This is a genomic window from Gynuella sunshinyii YC6258, from assembly GCF_000940805.1.
GTDB classification, from domain to species: domain Bacteria; phylum Pseudomonadota; class Gammaproteobacteria; order Pseudomonadales; family Natronospirillaceae; genus Gynuella; species Gynuella sunshinyii.
The window spans coordinates 3,593,070-3,607,800 of record NZ_CP007142.1 but is presented as its reverse complement, the minus strand read 5'-3'; the positions used below and the strand labels follow the sequence as shown (position 1 = coordinate 3,607,800).

Genomic DNA, 14,731 nt, shown 5'->3' with positions numbered 1-14,731 from the left:
CTATATACATCTTGCTCCAAAGCAAACAAAAATATAGTTCTGGCTGACCTGGAGGCGTAGCAGATTACTTGAGGAGTCAGGATTTTCAATAAGATGCTTGATGGCGTGATATGAAATCAGGTTGCCAACAAATTTGGTGGCGTTCGGCTTAACTGAAAATAATCTCTGACCTTCTCAAACGACGACCTCTGCCCGGCAAAACACCTGAACTGTTTTTCAAACTGCTGTGTTAATTGTTGCCACTGTTTACCGGAAATATTCAGGCGGGTCAGAATGGGAGGAAGTGATTTTGCAATAAATCCACCTTTGTCTTCCCGAATCGCTCTGCCGGTCCAATCCACCAATTCCAGGTAATCGCTTAATTGGAAGGGCAAACCTTCGGGCATGTCTGCGCTGGGATTGCCAACAAAAGGAAGTAAATCACCGGGTTGTTTGGACGCCTTGGCGCACGCAATACGCATTTGAACGGAGGTATGGTCAGACGTTTCCGGTGTATCAGCCATCCTGGCTCGAATGGGATTCAGATCCACATACGCCATACAGGCGGCTAAGGCCTGTTCGTCAAGTAATGCTTGAGACTTAAACCTGCCCTCCCAGAAACGACCGGTACAGCGATCTTCGGCATTGGCACGCCGGGCGATACCTTCATTAAGCACCGCCATAAACCGACTGATGGAAGTCAGGGTTTCCCGCCACTGGGCCACTAAGGCTTCAAACGCCTGCTGTTCTGCCGGTGAGAAGACATCACCTTTCAGAAACCGGTGGCTGAGTGCTGAGCCTTTGTACAGACGATGCCACCGCATCACAACGTCTTCTGCGGACCATTGCCGGCTTTGGAGCATATTGATATGCAGCACCACATGGACATGGTTAGACATGACGGCATAAGCGCAGATATCGATGGCGAATATCTCACCCAGCCACAACAGTCTATCTTCAACCCACTGGCGGCGATGTTCGTAGTTAATCTGGGTGAGGGCATCAACTCCACACAGAAACGCCCGACGGACACAACGGGAAACACAATGATAATAAGGCGTGGCCTCAGGGGAGATTTGCGACATCCTTGATCGGGTCATGATCATACATCCTTATACTGATAAATATACAGTATCGGATAGTGCCGGTTGTTGGCGTGAATATCAATAGTTAAGGTGGGTGTTCTGTTATGTTTTCAGATGGGTGTCCTGTTATGTTTTCACATAACGCTAGCCATAAGCGGCGACCCGACAGGGGCGTCCGGTGGAGGGCCGAAGGCCCGGAACAGACTTCATGGCATTGTTAGGCTTTTTACATATTTTTTCGTCAAACATTTAGTCAGGACCTACCAAGGATCTCAACCGTGTGCCGTCGGGATTAACGGCCTCTTCGTCCCGTCGTGTTGGGTAGTACTGCTTCTTGTGGTCCAACTCATAGAACAATGTGCCGTGGATGCCCATCGTATTGCACTTGCGGACTGGCCGGGACCAAATTTTGGTGAACGCCTCGTCTAGTGTTTTTTCAGGGTGGCGCTCATAAACTTCATTGATGAACGCAACATTTGTGCCCTCTGGAAACACGAGCGTGAATTCCTCGTCAGTCGCGGCAAAGATGTCATACACACAGTTGTCCGCGCCATCAATGACCTGAATGTTCTTCATAGAATTCCTTGCCTAACGCTCGTATTTGCAGTTAATTGAAGTGTAGCGAAAATTAATCTGCAACATATGTTTGTTATGTTTTTGAATCTGCGCGATTTGAATTGGTTTGTGGATCAGAGACTAACCAGTTATTACTGGCATTGGCTTCGATTAGTTCTTTTACCTCAACATTTTCATAATAACCTTCACTAATAAAAGGGTCTGATGCAACTGTTTCATAAGCGTCATCTATGCTATCTGACATCAAGATCTGAATCGCTGACTCATTGTCGGCGAAAGGGCCGCATAGCACCATATTACCAAGTCTTTCCTGTGCTTTAAGGTAACTTACATGCTGATCTAATAACTCATCACTAAATAGTGCTCTGTTTTTATTAGATAATATTGCTACGTACTTCTTCATATATTCCTCGAAACATAACGCCCTTAGCATGGGCGATCGAAGCGAGTCCAGCCCGAAGGGCGAACATGCCTAAGTTTGTTAGTTGATTCCCGGTTTAGGTGGCCAAGGTCTAATTTGATTTTCAATTTGTTTATCTAAAGACCAATTTTTCGGTTTATCTTCTGGGGTGAACCATTCACAGCCATCTTTCACCCATTCCTCATAATGTTTCTCGATGTCGTCATAACCGTATTCACAGCCACAACATGAACAAATATCGTATGAGGAACGAAGTTCATTCTCTGTTGCGTATTCACCTATTGGACCGAAGCCACACAATGGGCAGTATTTAATATTCATATTTCCTAGAGACAACTAACACCGCCAGTTGCGGCCGACTGTAAGGAGGTCCGACAACCTGGCCTTGTTACGTGTTGGGCAGTGCTTCATAACTTTTAGCCACCCAATCAATTTGTTCTTGAGTGTCTGGCACAGACACCCCTCGTATTTTTGAAATATGTTCGAAGGCCTCAATGGGAGAGAAGCCACAATGAAGCAATACACCTGCCGCAATGATACCCGTTCTGCCGATTCCAGCACGGCAATGAACGACCGTATTGAGACCACCTGCAGCTTCATGATAAAGACGTTTAGTAAAACACAAATACTCTTGGATTGTGCTCGGCAAACCTCTATCAGGAATTGGGTATAAAATAAACTCCATTCCATATTTCTCGGCAAGTTGCTTCTCGTTGTTCAAGCCTACTTCAAATGCTTCGTGATCTTCGAGCAAAGACACAATTCGATTTATTCCCCATCGAGCTATACCAGAGAATTCATCTTCTATCCATTCTCCCGAAACTGGCTTTGCCATAACAGACAAAGAACCACTTCCAATTAATTCGATTTTGTAAATATCTGGGTTCATGATTAATTACACGTAACGCCGCCAGCATGGGCGAGCAACTTGTTGCGAGTCCAGCGTAGCGACATGGCTGGCTTTGTTAAGTGTTTCTATATCAGGCATCACTTGTGTACTCGTTTGGTATTTTTTGTTCGCCTGGATCATCAAAACCAAGCTTCTCTAATTCATCAAACCACAAATCTCTTTTGGATTCAGGCAGCTTCGTACCGCACCACGGACAAAATATGATAGCTATTGAAGCAGAACCACCATCATGAATGATTAAGCCATACTCGTCGAATTTTGATGTGTAGCTTATAAGAACATCGGGACACGAATAAATATCTTCGTGTAACTCGCAATCCAGCTTGATTGCGCCTTCCATCCGTTCGCAACAATTTTTATTCATGATTCACACTTAACGCCGCCAGCACAGGCGAGCGCCGCAGGCGCTAGTCCAGCCAGCTTGCTGGCGTTTGTGGCTGGCCTTGTTAAATGTTTGCTGCATTTTGATTTACAGCTCTTCAAACTTCATGACCCTAAAATATTCACCACTGTCTTTACACACGTAATTACTGTCATTGACTCCGCCGCCCTTGGCTTTTGTAAGAGTTACGTTGTTGAAATAGCACGTATTGAAAGTGGGGCTAAATATAGCTTCGCCACGATAGTGGTTACACCCAGCATATACCGGAACACCGTTCTTTGTCATTTGCGATATTGCAGCTATAAACTTTTTCTTCTTCGGCAACTTGAATCTCTCTTCATGACATTTAACGCCCGCTTCAGCCGGGCCTAACGCGGAGCGGTTTTAGTGTTATTGTTTGAGCGCAGCGAGTAACACCAAAATTGCGTAGTGTTTGGCCTCGGCTGCAAGCGTTTGTTATGCGCGTACTACATCTCTGCTTGCAAGTACTCCAGCCCCATAAGCAACTCCGCTGGTTTTACATATTGGTTGCTTGATGCGTCAAACACCATACCATTGTATGTTGTTGATATTGCAACAGCCGTTTTAATTGCTGCAATACTTTCATTCATATCGCCGCCCCAACGCAGTTGTAATACTTGAGTTTGTGACTCATCTATTGGAGGTTCTGGTGGTAAATGGCCTTCTAACTCACTAATAGGTATGTAGTAGGTTTCCACACCAGTTTTGACTCCGTTGTGTACGATTGGCAAAAAGCCCGAGTGAGATTTAAGGTCAACACCTTGCTCATAACGGATACCGTAAGGCTCATTGATATCTTTATTTATTTGATCTGTCTGCAACGGTGTATCAAGACTAAGTATTAAAAAGAAACTCATGGACATGGTAATTTCACCTGTCTTGGATGATTAGCGTATAACGCCTAAAACTGCGGACACGAAGTGGTCCGCAGCTTTGTATTGTTAGAATTGTGCATGACCGGGAAACCACTGAACTTTGAATAACAATTGCCACCGGACAAACCCAATTCTTTGGTAACTTGACACCCAGTTTAACGATTGGATGCCACCTGATTTTAACTTTGCACCGTAGCGGATTTGACTGTACCACGGAACCATAATTTACTTGAATGAAGAACCAATTCTAACGCCGCCATTTGCGGCAAATTTGGAGTGGACCGTTTTGTTTTAGCATAGCGTTAAAAAACAAAAAAGGCCCACGGAAAATTTGTCCAGCGCCTGTGCAACAGGTGCGATGCAAGATGGCTTGGTTAGGCATTTCCTCTCACTGGCAAATTGGTTTTAAACGTTACATTGTATTTTTCACTTAGCTCATGATTGAGAACGCCATCTCTTTGAAATGAATTCAATTTCTTAAGATTTTTCACGGGAGAGCTCTCAATCATTCTCATTACTTGATGACCATATTTCTCAATACGATCTTCATAGTAAACCATACAATCATAAATTAATTCTGGATCTGAATCTTTCTTAAAAATCTCAACGGTTAGCGCGTACATTATTTGAGCCCAACATACTTCTAAAATATATGTACCTTCAGTACAACAAAGCTCTGCCTTTAGGTAATATGATTCGTCTGCATATTTCCTTTTTCTTTCCTCGATTATTTTCCATTTCATTGGGGAGACTCGGTTGCCTAACGCCTAAAACTGCGGGACACGACGTGGTCCGCAGCTTTGTATTGTTAGAATTGTGCATGACCGGGAAACCACCAAACTTTGAATAACAATTGCCACTGGACAAACCCAATTTTTTGGTAACTTGGCACCCAGTTTAACGATTGGATACCACCTGATTTTAACTTTGCACCGTAGCGGATTTGACTGTGCCACGGAACCATAATTTACTTGAATGAAGAACCAATTCTAACGCAAAGCTTAGCGGCGCCCTTGTAATGGAGGAGAAGCCGCAATGAAAAGGGCGTCCGGCGGCCATCGGCCGCGTACTACAGCGACTTGTTAAGGTTAGACTCGCACCGGGCAATTTCCCTAGATGCCATCACCACCGCCAAATCCATCTCCAGCATCGCCGCCTGATGACACTCCGTTCTCGGCAGAAACACCACCGACAGCAGTAACAATCGCTACATTGAAGCTCACTGCTCTGGCCATTGCATAATCCATAACCATTGATTGCGGATGAGTTGTGCTCCGCTCGTATTCCTCTTTAGTACAGTAAAGCGCTATGGCATAACAAAGATACTTGTCAGGCAGATTCAGTGAAGTTGCTGTATCCGTAACTTGCGTCGCCGTGTAAGTCCTCTTATAGCCAAACCTTTCTCTCAGCGCCGGACCAAGCACTCTGACATGTTTTTTGATCGCTCGTTTTCTAAAGAACCAGCTGAAAATATTCACGTGGTACCTTTTGCCTTAATGCAAAGCACACGGGCGGAAAAACGCGTTAGCGTTTGACGTCCCAGCAGTCGCAGACTGCGAGTGATGCGCCTTGTTAGGGATTGGCTGAATGCTGCTGTTTAATTTTTGCATAACAAAACTCGCAAACCAGACTGAAATTATTAAATGCTCTGAACGCCTCAGTCATTTCACCTTCGTTAAGAAAAAACTCCTCACAGGCACCACACCAAGCTTGTAAGTCATCAGGTTCGGAGCTGTTTTCAATGAAACCCAAAACACATTCTGTTTTTTGCAATAAATGGCAACATACGACAGCAGAGTTTACCGTACCATGTGTACCACACTTTATAGTTGGATTATCAGCCTGAGCCATCATGATCCCTAACGTTTTTGTACTGCCGCGAACGAATGTGAGTCGATGGCCCGCCGCGACAGCGGTAAAAAGCGGGCCAAATGCAGCTACTTTTTGTTAACTGCTCTGACCAAGCACCTTAGTCATATAGTGCAACTGCTCAGTTTCAGGGCAATTATCCAATGTCATTCTTAGCTCATAACCATTTTTCTCATAGAACCCTTTAGCTTGAAAGCTATAGGTTTCAAGTACTGCTTGTTTTGCGCCAAGAGAAACAGCTCTCTCTTCAAGTTTTGATAGCAATTCAGATCCAATTCCTTGCTGTTTTCGTGATGGGCTAACGAATAAGTACTTTATGGAAAGCCACGCACCCCATACTTCTCCGACAATTCCACATGCAACGCTACCGTCTTCAAATTTTCCATGAACAGACAAATGAGTTCGGACTACATTTTCTAGAAACGGACGATTATGGACCTGAAGTCCTGCTCTTATACCATCAACTAAATCTTGATCTGGATTTTGAGTAACAATTAAATTCAACGGTTCTTACCTAAAGCAGTTAACGCCTCAATAACCGGCGCAGCTTTGCTGCGTCCGGCGCCGAAGGCGCGTAGTTGATTGACTTGTTGAACGAAGCCGCTATGCGGCAGATTAAAACCCACACACACCACACTAAAGTAATAATGCCTCTACGCAGACATTCCGCTCTGCGATCACGGAGGCATTATGATGAACAAAGCACAGCAAAAACGATTCAATTCACTGTACCAACAGCATGTTAACGCACTCATCCGACAAGGCAAGACCAAGTCAACCATCGATTGCTATGCCCGGGCCGTACGGCGTATCACCGAGTATTTCGATCAATGCCCTGACCGCTTAACCCTGGATCAACTCAAAGACTATTTTCTCGCGCTGGTTAAAAGCCATTCCTGGAGCACCGTGAAGGTGGATCGCAACGGCTTACAGTTCTTCTACGATCAGGTCCTCGGCAAACCCTGGCAATGGGTCGATATTGTCAAACCACCGCAAACCCGTGTCTTGCCCGATATCCTGACCTTGAATGAGATCGAGCGGGTCATCAACACCGCCCGCGAGTTGCGCTATCAAACCTTTATTCTGGTGACATACAGCATGGGGCTGCGACTTGGTGAAGCCTTGAACCTACGGGTCGGGGATATCGACAGTGAACACAGGCGGGTGCATATCCGCCAGGGTAAAGGCAAGAAAGACCACTTTGTCACTCTGCCCGACGCCGCCTTGTCAGCCTTGCGCCGATACTGGGTGACCCATCGTCACCCAAAGCTGCTCTTTCCCGCGGGCAAGACGGCTGAGGAGCGCTTTGCCAGTCGTGTCATCATGGATCGTGGCGGTGTTCAGCGCGCCTTCAAAGTCATTGTGGCCGAGTGCAATATTCACAAACGCATCACGCCCCACAGTTTACGACACTGCTATGGGGCTCACCTGGTTGAAGCCGGGTTGAACCTGCGCGCCATCCAGCATGAGATGGGTCATGAATGTCCCAAAACAACGGCTCTCTATACCCAACTGACTGAGACCACGGTGCAGCAATCCCATCAGTTCATTAATGAGTTGATGAGTCAGCTTCAGGTTCACTGGCAGAGGGAATGCGGCGATGACCCTGGTTGAGATTATTGAACGCTACTGGCCCCGGTTGCTGGCACGACCGGGCGTTCAAATCACCGCGCAACAGCGTTCCGCCATCCATGCTTTGCTGGGCTGTCGTACCGAACGGTACGGCACAATGGATCTGGCCTGTCGGCAGTGTGCGGGCACAATGGAACGCCATCTGGCGTGCGGCCATCGCTTCTGCAATCAGTGCCAGCATCACAACACCCGCCAATGGTTGGTACGACAACAACAGAAGCGGTTACCGGTGCGTTACTTTCTGGCCACGTTCACACTGCCGTATGAGTTGCGCGCGCTCGCACAACACCATCCACGCATTGTCTATGCGGCACTGTTCCAGTGTGCCGCCAAAACCTTGCAGGACTTTGCCCTGAACTCACCCCGGTTGCACGCGAGGTTGGGGCTGACCGCTGTGCTGCACACCCATACCCGACGACTCGACTATCACCCGCATGTGCATATCGTCGTACCGGGTGGCGGTGTTCACCGGGCACATAAAGAATGGCGCAAACTGAAGGGCAATTATCTGTTTAATGGCCGGGCGCTGGCCAAGGTATTTCGGGCACGGTTGTTAACGCAATTGAGAGACGCTGGACTGGCCTTGCCAACAACACCCTCGCAGTGGGTCGTTCAATGCCAGGACGTCGGGCACGGTGAAAGTGCGTTGAAGTATCTGTCGCGTTATTTATATCGCGGTGTTCTCAGCAATCACAATCTGTTGAGTGACGATGGTCAACAGGTGACGTTCCGGTATACAGACAATCAAACTCAAACGGTGCAAACCCGAACCCTGCCGGGTGAGGATTTTCTGCTGTTGCTACTGCAACACGTGTTGCCAACCGGGTTTAGGCGCGTACGCGATTACGGTTTCCTGCACGGTAATGCCAAAGCGTTGCTGAAAATAATTCAGTGGGTATTGCGTGTGAACCTTTCGAGGATTGAGCCGATTAAGCGAGCGTGTTTTCTGTGTCCGTATTGTCAGCAGGCGATGGTGATCACCAATATTACGAGACGAAAACGACCACCAGGATAACAAGTTCTGCGTACATACAGTGCCGATAAGTCACCTGCAGAAGAGGACTAAAGAAACGATGGGAGCCGTGAAAAAAATATCACCGACCGGGTGAGGCTGGTACTCGGCTGAAGAAAAGTGACGCGGATACAGGCGTCAGGAAAAGAGAAAACACTCAACGATATATTCCCTATAAATAAGAAGGCAGACACTGTGGACCGGGCTTGTTCAACAATGGAATATGTCGCGGCTATCGCGCGACATATTCTTATTTGTTAAGTTTTTGCAGCATGACTCTGACCTTGCCCAAAACGAATAGCTAAACTCGCAACACCTAAAATAATGCCTGATAGGCCACTTAGTGCAACAAACACCACCAAGGGATAGAAACTCCAAGGGCCAAGGTGCTTGCCCGTTAAATGAACGTAACCCAGGAAAAAACGAGCGGCTAAAAATAATAACTCAGCAGCTAATACCCCAATGAATAAGAATGTGCCGCGACCCGGAGAAGCCCAAGCGTCCCAATTTTCCTTAGCTTCGGGGATGCTCGTTACTTTGAGAGCAAGGAGTACTACGCCACTCAGAACAAGAGCCAGACCAATTACTTTTTGTGCAAGTGCTCGATTCATGATTCTTAAACTTAACGTGTAGCTAAGCGGCGAGCGAATGCGAGTCCACAGCCCGCCGCGTAGCGGTGAATTTAGGGCTGAATTGCTTCAGCGTTTTGTTAAGATATTGGTACCGCCATTGTTAAGACAGGATGGTATTCTTTTTCTAGCTTAATACCCATGCTATTTTCTCCAATCACTACAAAACCCAGCCTTTCGTACAAAGAGATTGCGGGGTTTGAAGCCAATACTTCTAGGCTCAATTGAGAAATGCCATTGTCCTTACACCACACCTTTGCGTGTTGAATTAGACTTTCTCCAATACCCTGACTCCGATGAGACTTAGAAACAGAAATGCCAAAGCTTGCCCGATGACTAAGTTGAGGATGAGGCATTCTATTTATGGTTAACATTCCGATTAAGGAACCATTTTCTCTCTCATATACGAGAATCGTACCGTCATTATCCAATACAGACTGAATAAAACGTGTTTCTTCTTCGACACTCGGAACGCTATTTCTAAGTATGTATGGAAGCTCTTCATTTACTACGGAACCGTATAACCTCCGGAGCTCCTCAGCATCGCCTGTTTTTATTTTTCGAATACGTTCCATAAATACCTTAACGCTCGCGTCAGGGACAAAACGTAGCGGAAACAAATTGTGGTAAAGTGAGCAAAGCGAGCCACAATTTGTTGGAGCGTAGTTTTGTCCCTTGCACGCGCTTGTTAAATGCCTACTACTTACTATTCAGCATTTTTGCATATGTCTTATCGCTATTCCGATTTTTCCAACTCGCCTTGATGTGTTCTGCCATCTTCGGAATATCTTTCTCAATTGTGCTTTTCCACAACCTTGGATCATAGTCAAATACTCTCAGCATATGATCAACATCGAAGATTGGTTTGGTTCCAATTGCTCTTATAAGAACTACTGGCTTGTCTATTGCCATACGCCAACCAAGCTCGAAGAGAACATTGGGGTTGTGTTCAGTTAAATCAACAATTACTAGGTCTGCTTTAGTTAGGTCACCAATAATGGTCGATTGAATTACATCACTACCCATTTTCTTTGCTGTTTCGGCTTTGAAGCCCGCACTGATTGCGGCAGGAGTAATTATTTGAGTTAGAACTTCATCAAAGAAACCATCCGGATAATCCCCACTCTTTTCTGAGAATGGCATTGCAACAAATGCTACAAGGGATGACTTTCCTTCAGGCTCACCCAATATTAAGGAATCATCAGAGTGTTGTTTTGGCGTTGATTGAGGCCCTGAAACTTTTGCATCAAGAACTTTATTATCGGCTAGGAATCGGATGTTTTTCTGGTAGGTTTCATAAAATTCATCATGAAACTCTTCATCTAATGAGAACTCAGTTACTAATGTATTTCGGAGATAATCAATTTGAGGAAGTTCTCTACCTTTGTAATATTCGTGGACAGATTTAAATAATGGAACGTTATTGAAGGCTGCGGCATATGCTTGCACTTCCTCCTCTTTAGAGCGGGCATAAACTACATTTTTACCCAGGTTAGCCAATGATATTTTTTCGGCTCTTATTGTTCCTTCTGTGAAACCATAGTCTCGGGACGAAGCCGTCAAATAGTATAGATTATTACCCTTTCCGACCTTCAATGCCTTGGCTATATCATCTGGACCCCAAGGGTTGCCGCCATTAAATTCACGAATAACTTTGGCTACGGCAATCGATTCTTCAATTGTATTAACGGGAAATGGACGGGTTCCTTTTGATTTCTTTCGCCTTTGTTTTGGCGTCGATACGTCACCATTCTCTGGAGCATCGTCCTGAGAATCTTCTACTGCTTTTTCTTCTTCGCTACTCAAGCTAACTCTCCTTAATTGGTTTGAACGATTTCAAGCATTTAACGCTTAAAACAGCTGACACGAAGTGGTCCGCAGCTTTGTATTGTTAGAATTGTGCATGACCGGGAAACCATTGAACTTTGAATAACAATTGCCACTGGACAAACCCAATTTTATGGTAACTTGGCACCCAGTTTAACGATTGGATACCACCTGATTTTAACTTTGCACCGTAGCGGATTTGACTGTGCCACGGAACCATAATTTACTTGAATGAAGAACCAATTCTAACGCCTTGCTAATTTGCGCAGCGGTTGGAGTGCATTTTTGTGCAAAAATGAGCGAAGCGAATGCACAAAAAGGAACGTAGACCGCTGCGTCAAATTGAGCAATTTGTTAGGCGCATTTACTCGAACCATGAATGACCACACCACGTGCACATTCTAGCCTTTGGAGTTTTAGGCAACTTTCCACATTTAGAACAGCTATTTGTATATATTTCGTTACGATATTCTGAAAGTAGCTTTGTTGCCAACTTCCGCCTCAGGGCAGACATACCATCTTTTAGTAATTCTCTTACGTCTTCCGATGGCTCTGCACATCCTTTAATATGAATAGATACTTTATCATCCCCAAGGCCAGTCACATTTAGCGCGACTGCATCCAAAGCCACTCGCTCAGAATCAGAGAGAAAATGACGAAAGTTATCAACTGCATAATTTATGTTGTGTAGTTCTTCTTTATCAATCATATCTATGGGATTACCTTTCGCCTAACGCCCGCGTAATGGGCTGGTTTGGAGCGCTAGCGGAAAACCAGTCCCAATTGACGCGATTGTTAGCATATTTCTCGTGCGCATTATTTGGCCTTACTCGCTGTTCTAATAAGTTCGGCCATGCCTGGCATGGTTGGACCTGACTCAGATGCTAGAAGACCTGTCTCGGTGCGACTAAACAATGCTTGTAACACGATCTCTCTAGAACTTGCATCAATATCTCCTCCATGATTAAGCGCAAGGTAAAGATAAGTTAGCTGTTCTCGTTCTTCTGCATCCCTCATAAGATGAAAAGCACTAAACGCTAGCCTGGAAATCGTTTTAATAAGGAAAGCGTAAACCGTTATTATCGATCCGAAGATAACTATCCCCTGCAACGTATGCAGTTTTACTCCAATTTCTTGGCCTTTTAACCACGCTATAAAGAAATCATAGAAATAGACGAAGCCTAACAACATAGAAAATACTAGAGCCAAACTCCATAATCCGCCTTGAATGCCATACTTTCTTGCCGCCTTCTTCCAATAATCTGCTGGTTTTTCTAATCTGAGCTTTTCCTGATATGTATTCTCTAAGTCGGCAATCCTTGTTCTACAGCCATCCATATAATTTATGAACTCATCCTTTTGGGAAGATAACTGATCTGAATGCTCAGCCGAAGATGTCTGCATCCATTCATCCCATGCAGTAGAAACATTCTCCTTCCACTCACTCCAATCACTTCTAGTTTGTTCATCCCAGCGAGAGAAATCGGACTTGAAATCCTCAACCTCACCAATTAGTTTGCTAGTTGTTTCGTTTAACTGATTTCTTAAATGCCCAAGCGAAACCTTTTCACCATTGCGCCTCTTAACTAATTCAGAATCTTGGTTAATAAACTCATAAGCAAGCATTAAGCCCGTAAATCCTTGCCGAGTATTGTTATTACTTATCTGTCCTCGTACCACGAAGTCAATAAATGCTGTCGCCGCTACGCTTCCGTGTAATTCATGACACTTGGCATAAACACTACTATATGGGTGTCCACTCCACATCCATTGGCTATTCAGGTTGTTGAAACTATTTCGCTGAAGATTCTGGAATTGTTGATTGAATTGATTGTCATCCCAGGCTTCAAGGTTGTCTTTCCAGCTATCGATTGTATTGGTGATATTTTGTAATACGGCATGAGCATTCATGTACTGATGCACATTTCTCTCATTTTTTGCCAATAAATCCCGTTTCTCTTTCCAGTAGGTCTTTTCTGAATCAATAAACTCGTATAGCTCTCTAAGACCTGTGAATTGCCAAGACTTATTTGTTGAATCAGTTATACGAATGTTTATAGTGCGATTCAAAATTCTAACTCCGTTTTATGGATGAATCGGTATGCTAACAGTTATTCCACGTCATCTGACAAAATATCCAGAAGACGCTTTTGCCTGAGCCGCCAAACTCACTCAGTCTCATCAAATCCCATCAACATAGGCACACAGCCCATTTCTGTCAATTTCGCTCGTTGGATATTCGGTCTGGAGACGCAGTATCCAGAAAAATCGGTCGCCTGCAGGCCACTGAATTCATGGTTTTATTAATATAACAGGACACCCACTTTAAAATAAAAAAACGAAACAAGGCAACGATGATTCGCTACTACCTTGTAAAAAAAACCGAATGAATCAGGTTTACTACATAACCAAACTATATACATCTTGTTCCAAAGCAAACAAAAATATAGTTCTGGCTGACCTGGAGGCGTAGCAGGTTACTTGAGGAGTCAGGCTTTTAAGTAGGATACTTGATGGTGTGATATGAAATCAGGTCGCCAACAAATTCGGTGGTGTTCGGCTTAACTGAAAATAATCTCTGACTTTCTCAAACGACGACCTCTGCCCGGCAAAACACCTGAACTGTTTTTCAAATTGCTGTGTTAATTGTTGCCACTGTTTACCGGAAATATTCAGGCGGGTCAGAATGGGAGGAAGTGATTCTGCAATAGATCCACGTTTGTCTTCCCGAATCGCTCTGCCGGTCCAATCCACCAATTCCAGGTAATCGCTTAATTGGAATGGCAAACCTTCGGGCATGTCTGCGCTGGGATTGCCAACAAAAGGAAGTAAATCACCGGGTTGTTTGGACGCCTTGGCGCACGCAATACGCATTTGAACGGAGGTATGGTCAGACGTTTCCGGTGTATCACAGCCATCCTGGCTCGAATGGGATTCAGATCCACATACGCCATACAGGCGGCTAAGGCCTGTTCGTCGAGCAATGCTTGAGACTTAAACCTGCCCTCCCAGAAACGACCGGTACAGCGATCTTCGGCATTGGCACGCCGGGCGATACCTTCATTAAGCACCGCCATAAACCGACTGATGGAAGTCAGGGTTTCCCGCCACTGGGCCACTAAGGCTTCAAACGCCTGCTGCTCTGCCGGTGAGAAGGCATCACCTTTCAGAAACCGGTGGCTGAGTGCTGAGCCTCTGTACAGACGATGCCATCGCATCACAACGTCTTCTGCGGACCATTGCCGGCTTTGGAGCACATTAATATGCAGCACCACATGGACATGGTTAGACATAACGGCATAAGCGCAGATATCGATGGCGAATATCTCACCCAGCCACAACAGTCTATCCTCAACCCACTGGCGACGATGTTCGTAGCTAATCCGGGTGAGGGCATCAACTCCACACAGAAACGCCCGACGGACACAGCGGGAAACACAGTGATAATAAGGCGTGGCTTCAAGTGAGATTTGCGACTTCCTTGATCGGGTCATGATCATACATCTTTATACT

20 protein-coding genes are annotated in these 14,731 nt (G+C 45.3%); 2 read left to right on the top strand and 18 right to left on the bottom strand.

Annotated features, from left to right (window positions below; all coding sequences use genetic code 11):
* Positions 1-116 precede the first annotated feature (116 nt).
* The 11 genes from YC6258_RS15515 to YC6258_RS15470 form a co-directional block, all read right to left on the bottom strand.
* Complete coding sequence (locus tag YC6258_RS15515; RefSeq protein WP_144407666.1) at positions 117-1,079, bottom strand: transposase; 963 nt, start codon at positions 1,077-1,079, stop codon at positions 117-119.
* A gap of 234 nt (positions 1,080-1,313) precedes the next feature.
* Positions 1,314-1,640 carry a hypothetical protein gene (locus YC6258_RS15510; protein ID WP_044617786.1) on the bottom strand — a complete coding sequence of 109 codons (327 nt, stop codon included), beginning with the start codon at positions 1,638-1,640 and terminating at the stop codon, positions 1,314-1,316.
* 73 nt (positions 1,641-1,713) lie between these two features.
* Complete coding sequence (locus YC6258_RS28525; protein ID WP_044620085.1) at positions 1,714-2,043, bottom strand: YciI family protein; 330 nt, start codon at positions 2,041-2,043, stop codon at positions 1,714-1,716.
* A 78-nt stretch (positions 2,044-2,121) separates the two neighbouring features.
* On the bottom strand, positions 2,122-2,382 hold the full coding sequence (locus YC6258_RS29845) for a hypothetical protein (protein ID WP_144407665.1): 261 nt from the start codon (positions 2,380-2,382) through the stop codon (positions 2,122-2,124).
* Positions 2,383-2,449: 67 nt separating this feature from the next.
* Positions 2,450-2,950, bottom strand: a complete 501-nt coding sequence (locus YC6258_RS15500) for a protein-tyrosine phosphatase family protein (RefSeq protein ID WP_044617785.1) — start codon at positions 2,948-2,950, stop codon at positions 2,450-2,452.
* Between the two features lie 91 nt (positions 2,951-3,041).
* On the bottom strand, positions 3,042-3,335 hold the full coding sequence (locus YC6258_RS15495) for a DUF6980 family protein (protein WP_044617784.1): 294 nt from the start codon (positions 3,333-3,335) through the stop codon (positions 3,042-3,044).
* Between the two features lie 485 nt (positions 3,336-3,820).
* Positions 3,821-4,237 carry a hypothetical protein gene (locus tag YC6258_RS15485; protein WP_044617782.1) on the bottom strand — a complete coding sequence of 139 codons (417 nt, stop codon included), beginning with the start codon at positions 4,235-4,237 and terminating at the stop codon, positions 3,821-3,823.
* Positions 4,238-4,623: 386 nt separating this feature from the next.
* Positions 4,624-4,992 (bottom strand): hypothetical protein, encoded by a 369-nt coding sequence (locus YC6258_RS15480; protein ID WP_044617781.1) that lies wholly within the window; start codon positions 4,990-4,992, stop codon positions 4,624-4,626.
* Between the two features lie 369 nt (positions 4,993-5,361).
* On the bottom strand, positions 5,362-5,727 hold the full coding sequence (locus YC6258_RS29840) for a DUF6559 family protein (RefSeq protein ID WP_144407664.1): 366 nt from the start codon (positions 5,725-5,727) through the stop codon (positions 5,362-5,364).
* A 94-nt stretch (positions 5,728-5,821) separates the two neighbouring features.
* Positions 5,822-6,100, bottom strand: coding sequence for a hypothetical protein (locus YC6258_RS15475; protein WP_044617780.1), 279 nt, complete (start codon positions 6,098-6,100; stop codon positions 5,822-5,824).
* A gap of 96 nt (positions 6,101-6,196) precedes the next feature.
* Positions 6,197-6,622, bottom strand: a complete 426-nt coding sequence (locus YC6258_RS15470; RefSeq protein WP_044617779.1) for a GNAT family N-acetyltransferase — start codon at positions 6,620-6,622, stop codon at positions 6,197-6,199.
* Positions 6,623-6,808: 186 nt separating this feature from the next.
* Here YC6258_RS15470 and YC6258_RS15465 point away from each other — a divergent pair, with 186 nt between their 5' ends.
* Together YC6258_RS15465 and YC6258_RS15460 are read left to right on the top strand one after the other, a co-directional pair.
* The gene (locus YC6258_RS15465) at positions 6,809-7,732 is read left to right on the top strand and encodes a tyrosine-type recombinase/integrase (RefSeq protein WP_211264531.1); all 924 of its coding nucleotides are present in this window, start codon (positions 6,809-6,811) and stop codon (positions 7,730-7,732) included.
* The gene (locus YC6258_RS15460; protein ID WP_044617778.1) at positions 7,719-8,765 is read left to right on the top strand and encodes an IS91 family transposase; all 1,047 of its coding nucleotides are present in this window, start codon (positions 7,719-7,721) and stop codon (positions 8,763-8,765) included. The genes YC6258_RS15465 and YC6258_RS15460 overlap by 14 nt, the downstream gene beginning before the upstream one ends.
* 254 nt (positions 8,766-9,019) lie before the next feature.
* Here the strand turns inward: YC6258_RS15460 and YC6258_RS15455 are convergent, their stop codons facing one another.
* The 7 genes from YC6258_RS15455 to YC6258_RS15430 form a co-directional block, all read right to left on the bottom strand.
* Positions 9,020-9,373, bottom strand: a complete 354-nt coding sequence (locus YC6258_RS15455; RefSeq protein WP_044617777.1) for a hypothetical protein — start codon at positions 9,371-9,373, stop codon at positions 9,020-9,022.
* Between the two features lie 98 nt (positions 9,374-9,471).
* Positions 9,472-9,966, bottom strand: coding sequence for a GNAT family N-acetyltransferase (locus tag YC6258_RS15450; protein WP_044617776.1), 495 nt, complete (start codon positions 9,964-9,966; stop codon positions 9,472-9,474).
* A gap of 124 nt (positions 9,967-10,090) precedes the next feature.
* Positions 10,091-11,197, bottom strand: a complete 1,107-nt coding sequence (locus YC6258_RS30630) for a hypothetical protein (RefSeq protein ID WP_211264530.1) — start codon at positions 11,195-11,197, stop codon at positions 10,091-10,093.
* Positions 11,198-11,582: 385 nt separating this feature from the next.
* Positions 11,583-11,927, bottom strand: coding sequence for a hypothetical protein (locus YC6258_RS27410; protein ID WP_052830320.1), 345 nt, complete (start codon positions 11,925-11,927; stop codon positions 11,583-11,585).
* Positions 11,928-12,034: 107 nt separating this feature from the next.
* Complete coding sequence (locus tag YC6258_RS15435) at positions 12,035-13,288, bottom strand: DUF6161 domain-containing protein (RefSeq protein WP_052830319.1); 1,254 nt, start codon at positions 13,286-13,288, stop codon at positions 12,035-12,037.
* Between the two features lie 459 nt (positions 13,289-13,747).
* Positions 13,748-14,017 carry a hypothetical protein gene (locus YC6258_RS29835; protein WP_144407663.1) on the bottom strand — a complete coding sequence of 90 codons (270 nt, stop codon included), beginning with the start codon at positions 14,015-14,017 and terminating at the stop codon, positions 13,748-13,750.
* Positions 13,990-14,712: a transposase gene (locus YC6258_RS15430; RefSeq protein WP_144407662.1), complete on the bottom strand. Its 723-nt coding sequence runs from the start codon at positions 14,710-14,712 to the stop codon at positions 13,990-13,992. The genes YC6258_RS29835 and YC6258_RS15430 overlap by 28 nt, the downstream gene beginning before the upstream one ends.
* Between the last annotated feature and the right edge of the window lie 19 nt (positions 14,713-14,731).